Annotated in this window: 2 protein-coding genes and 1 pseudogene; all 3 read right to left on the minus strand. The window is 56.7% G+C overall.

The genetic code is table 11. The features are described from left to right. Positions 1-513, minus strand: a pseudogene (locus tag FEM54_RS27915) (hypothetical protein); the annotation flags it as partial. A 166-nt stretch (positions 514-679) separates the two neighbouring features. After that, positions 680-1567, minus strand: coding sequence for a nitrilase family protein (locus FEM54_RS27920; RefSeq protein WP_138453791.1), 888 nt, complete (start codon positions 1565-1567; stop codon positions 680-682). Positions 1568-1662: 95 nt separating this feature from the next. Continuing rightward, positions 1663-3531, minus strand: a 1869-nt coding sequence (locus tag FEM54_RS27925; RefSeq protein ID WP_240792814.1) for a flavin monoamine oxidase family protein, incomplete at its 5' end; no start/stop codon positions are given.

A 3531-nucleotide genomic window follows, 5' to 3' on the forward strand; every position in this document is an offset into this window, starting at 1 on the left:
AACCAGCACCGGTACTGCACGACACAGTAAAAACGCCACGACGCTACCTAGGGCCATGCCCAATACATTGCCAATCACCACCGGCAAGCCCAACGGGATGCATAAGAAGTTGACCATCAACAGGCAGCTTGGCGTCACCAGGAGCGCGCCGAGCAGGGCACCATTGAGCGTGACCTTCCAACCCCCGCCAAACAACAGCACCATGGCCGCCGGCAGTGATACAAAGGCGGCGAACGTCGGTTGCCAAGCGTCGGCCGTCAGGGTCCAGCCCCAGAGTGCATTGCTCAACAACAGCCCCAGCAATGAGCTGGTCACCAACCAAGGCCAAAGCCCCGTGCCGTAGGCGATGCCGAAACCTTGCCAACCTTGGGCATAACGACTGGTCCAGTAACCGAAAGCGCCACCGAGCAACAAGCCGATTGACGCAAACTCGTGTTTGTAAAACGCCACTTCACTGATATCGCCGACCACCCAGCGCAACCACGCGGTCGGTGCGGGCAGGCTGGCCATCATGTCGTTGTAACTGGGCCAGAGTACTGGCGCCGAAGTGGAGTAAGCCACTGACAATCCCGTGAGCGACACGACCAGGGTGAGTGAGGCCAGGATCAGGATGAAAAGGTGGCGAACCGATGAGTCAGACGACGTTTTTGTTGGTTTGACGTCCATATTCCCACCCCCGTCAGCGTGGCAGGCACGGGTGATGGCGATAGCCGAGCATGCTGTCATAGAGGTCCGCCCGACGATCGCGCTGCAGGTCGTTCAGGCTGTTCCAGATCGGTGCGCTGCGGGCGCTGGAGAGGTCGATGTCCGCGTAAATAATCGCTTGCTCGTTGGGTGAGGCGACCTTGCCGATAGGCCAGCCATTGGTGCCGGCAATCAACGAGCAGCCGAGGTAACGCGCGTCCTGTTCTTCACCGATGCGGTTGGCGGCCGCAATAAACACGTTGTTGACGTGGGCGGCAGTCATGGTCAAGTACGAGGCCATGCATTTGCCGGCTTCGTCGAACAACGGCGGCGGCGTCCACACCCAGTTGTTCAGGCTGCAAATAATATCGGCGCCTTGCTGGGTCAATATGCGTGGCACTTCGGGGAACCAGATGTCCCAGCAGATCAGCAAGCCAATGCGGCCGATGGGTGTTTCGAACACTGGGAAACCGAGGTTGCCGGGAGTGAACCAAAGCTTTTCCTTGTTCCACAGGTGGGCCTTGCGGTACTTACCGATCAGGCCCTCTGGCCCCAGCAGCACAGCCGTATCGAACAGTTGCATGCCGTCACGTTCAGCCAGACCGGCCACCAGATACACCTGGTGAAACTGTGCAAAATCCATCCAGGCCTGGATGCTGGGGCCGTCTGGAACGGATTCGGAATGGAGATACGCATCCTGGCGACTGTTGAATAAATACCCGGTGTTGGCCAACTCGGGTAGCACTATCAGGTTGGCGCCATTGTTCACCGCTTGCAGCGCAAGGCTGAGGCTGGTCTCCAGGTTGGTGGGGCGGTTTTGTGTGCCAACTTGCGGATCGAATTGCACAACGGCGACGCGTACGGGACTTGTAGAGTCGTTCATGTTTTAGACCTCTTTTTATTGTTATGAGCCCACCTGTAGGGGTGGGCGTTTAATAGGAAGTCTTTTTTGCTTGTGCGTCAGTAGGTTGTTTCCGTTTAAAACGTAGGCCGTTGCTGTATTGGCGATTGCCCCTGATAGCGTGGGTAATCGTCCAGGCTAAACCCTCCATTGAAGGCTGCTTGGGTGGTGTGGCAGAGGTTGATCACCGCATCGACGGCGCCACGCAGGCAAGGTTCGGTCCAGCCGGCATCCACCGAGAAGGATTCTCCCGCCAGATACAGCCCGGAAACAGGGCTGTAGTCGCGGTTGTACTGCATCAAGCTGACCGCGTCGTAATAAGTGCCTGCGCGATACAGCTTTGCGCAGCCCAGCGCGTTCTTGTCAGTCATCCAGCGTTGAACGACGGCGTTTTTTGTGTCGATGTAAGGCGATATCGGCGTTTTGATATTGGCGCTGCGCAACAAGATACGGTCCAGTTCCGTGATGCATTTCTTGATCAGCGTTTGATCGTCAAAGGCGGCCAGTTTGGTGGCGTCATCCTCCCAGGTGTAACTGAGCAAAATGCAGTCATAGGGATAGGTGTCGTGGTAGCGGTAGGTGTACACATCGTGGATAAAACTGTCGGTGACCATGATCTGCGGGATCTTTTTGTTTTTCGACAGAAAGCTCTTTTTCAACGGCGCGTAGACCTTGCAGCTGGTTTCCCAGTGAGCGGTTTTGTAAGCGTTGGTGACGGTGTACGGCAGCATGGCCTGATTGAAGTTCTCCAGTTGAATATGGGTTTCGATGATCCAGGACGGCAGCGTCATGATCACGGCGTCGAAGTCTTCATGGCGTTCGGTTTTGCCGGTGGCACTGCTGGCGCGCCAGTCGTAAGTCACACGGATTTGGCCGTTTTCCAGCTTGGTCAGTCGTGTCACCGAGCTGTCGGTGAGAAAACCTGCGCCGCGTTGCCGGCTGTGATCATAAAAGGACTGGCCGTTGACGTTGGTTTCCATAAACAGCAGACACTCATCCAGCGCCGCCAGGCCGAGGTAACGCGGCGCTTCGAACGCCAAGTCACTGCAGTCTTTGAGAGTGGTTTCCCCCAAATACGGTGACGGCGCGGGGTTGCCATTAACGCCAACACGCCCATGCACCAGCTGCAGTTGACTGCTGAAACCAAAGATCGCCGTGCGTAAAGGGTAGAGGCAGCACACGTCATAAAACGCGCCCCAACTGCCATCGCCGATACCGATTGAATAGAAAAGGGTGGACTCTTCCGGGGTCATGCCGAGCCCGCCGAAATCGCCGGGAGTCGATGGCTTCCACGCAATACTTGCCAGTGTCACCAAATCACGAAAGGACAGCTTCTGGTAGCGAGTGACGATGGCGGACCACAGGGATTCCCACTGCGGTGTGCCATAGCTCTGCGCGACTTGTCGGGTCATCTGATCAGCGAATTGGCGCCATTTGGCATACACCTGCTGCAATTGTTCTGTGGGGGGCGGTGTGTGGCCTTGAGGGTTTTTCCAGATCAGCATTTGCGGCTCAGGCTGCCCCTCAAGCAACCCTTCACGCAGGTAAATACCGGTGCTGCGCACATGCGGTGTGCCTGGGTTGGGGAAATCGGATAGCCGCAGTTCAAAGAGTTTGCAGTAGTAGGCCAGCAGGGATTGGCCGTCTAAAGGCGATTCACCGACCTGATTGAAAAGTGGCATGCGCATGGCACCCATCTCAAAAGGTGTCTGCCCCAGCAGGGGTGATTGGCCTAAGTTGAGCACCGATAGATGGCGCCCACCAATGCGATGGGACTGTTCCAGTAAGGTGACGTTAGTGAACCCGCAGCGAAGCAACTCACGCGCAGCAGTTAAACCGGTGACGCCAGCGCCGACGATGCAGATCTTGTAGTCGGGTTGGGTCGCTTTGGCGATGCCAAATTCCTGCTCGACCAATTTCCGATAGTTGAAGCACAAGTCTGGCGG

It is taken from the genome of Pseudomonas edaphica, from assembly GCF_005863185.1.
GTDB lineage: Bacteria > Pseudomonadota > Gammaproteobacteria > Pseudomonadales > Pseudomonadaceae > Aquipseudomonas > Aquipseudomonas edaphica.